Here is a 1,635-nt window from a genome sequence, read left to right as displayed (position 1 = left end):
ACGGTGGTGTGGTGCTGGAACAGCTCGAGGTCTTCCGGCGGCACGCCGAGCAGCAGGGCGATCACCAGCGAGGGGACCGGCAACCCGAATTCCCGGACCAGATCGGCGGGCGGACCCTTGCTGATCATCTGATTCAGGTAGTGGTCGACGAGGTCCTGGATCTGCGGCCGCATGGCCTCGGTGCGGCGGAAGGTGAAGTTGCCGGTGAGCATGCGGCGCAACCGATGATGCTCGGGATCGTCCACCCGGGCGAACATCACCGGCGTGTTCTCGGTGTTCTGCGGCTTCATGAAGTCCGGGATGGTGTCGGCGGACAATCGCGGATCGACCAGGGCCGCGCGGATGTCCCGGTAACGGCTCACCACCCACGCCGGTTGACCGTGATACATCGCCTTGCGCAACCCGGGCTCGTCGCGCCAGCTGACGAATTCGGCCGGCGGAGCGAGCGGACACTGGGCGGCGCGCTGGACGGGAATGACCGGAAGGTCAGCCTCGGAGCGAACATCGGAAGTGGTTGACATGACCGGTGATTCCCATCAAGTGTCAGACGGCTGCCAGTTGTACGAGCCTAGGACCGGACATACTGGCAGTCAACTGTCAGTTACGCTGGGCCGGTGACCGCGGTGGAAGAGCGACACCGGTTGCGGGCCGACGCGGCGCGCAACGTGGAGCGGATCCTGCGCGCCGCCCGCGAGGTCTACGCCGAGACCGGCCCGGATGCGCCCGTGGAGGCGGTGGCCCGTCGGGCCGGTGTCGGCGAACGGACCCTGTACCGCCGCTTCCCCGCCAAGGGCGAGCTGGTCCGCGCCGCCCTCGATCAGAGCATCGCCGAACACCTGACGCCCGCAATCGAAGACGCGCGCCGCGCGCCGGACCCGCTGCAGGGCCTGACGCATCTGGTGCAGGCGGCGATAGCGCTCGGGGCCCAAGAACACCACCTGCTGGCCGCCGCGCACCGAGCCGGATCCCTGACCCCCGACGTCTCGGACGCCCTCAACGAGGCGCTCGACGAGCTGGTCCGGCGGGGCCAGCGGGAAGGCCGGATACGCGAGGACCTCGTCGCCGACGACCTACCCCGCCTCATCGCGATGCTCTACAGCGTGTTGTCGACGATGGACAGCGGCAGCGACGGCTGGCGACGCTACGTCGCGCTGGTCATCGACGCGATCTCCACCGGCGAACGGCGTCCGTTGCCGCCGTCACCGGAAATCCGTTACGCCGCCGAGCCGAATAGCTGGCCGCTCTAAAGGGACTGCTCTTAGCCGGTGGATCCGTTGCTGCCGAACAGCAACCCGCCCGCACCGCCGGTGCCGCCGTTCCCATTGGCGCCGACGGGTGCGCCCGGGCCGCCGATCCCCCCGGCGCCGCCGTCCCCGCCATCCCCGATCAGCGTCGTCGAACCACCGTCGCCGCCGTCGCCACCCGCGCCGCCGGGACCGGCCCCCGCCGCGCCGCCCGCCCCACCGCGGCCACCACCGGCACCGTTGCCGAACAACCAGCCGCCCGCTCCACCGCGGCCGCCCCCGCCGCCGGTTCCGCCGGCGTCACCGGCGTTGTCCGCCTGAGCGCCGGCACCACCGGCCCCGCCGATGCCACCGTCGCCGAGCAGACGCGCCCCGCCGCCGGCACCACCGA

General features: G+C 71.3%; 3 protein-coding genes. 1 reads left to right on the top strand and 2 read right to left on the bottom strand.

The annotated features are described in order from the left end of the window. Positions 1-521 (bottom strand): cytochrome P450 family protein (locus tag A5645_RS08315; protein ID WP_495525037.1); only part of this gene is annotated, 521 nt, incomplete at its 3' end. 93 nt (positions 522-614) lie between these two features. Here A5645_RS08315 and A5645_RS08310 point away from each other — a divergent pair. Continuing rightward, on the top strand, positions 615-1,247 hold the full coding sequence (locus tag A5645_RS08310) for a TetR/AcrR family transcriptional regulator (RefSeq protein ID WP_065129192.1): 633 nt from the start codon (positions 615-617) through the stop codon (positions 1,245-1,247). An 11-nt stretch (positions 1,248-1,258) separates the two neighbouring features. Here A5645_RS08310 and A5645_RS28085 read toward each other — a convergent pair. After that, positions 1,259-1,635 (bottom strand): hypothetical protein (locus A5645_RS28085; protein WP_216638293.1); only part of this gene is annotated, 377 nt, incomplete at its 5' end.

The organism is Mycobacterium asiaticum (assembly GCF_001673635.1).
Taxonomy (GTDB): Bacteria; Actinomycetota; Actinomycetes; order Mycobacteriales; family Mycobacteriaceae; genus Mycobacterium; species Mycobacterium asiaticum_C.
Note: the sequence above shows the minus strand (reverse complement) of the source record. Positions and strands in the feature narration are given on the sequence as shown.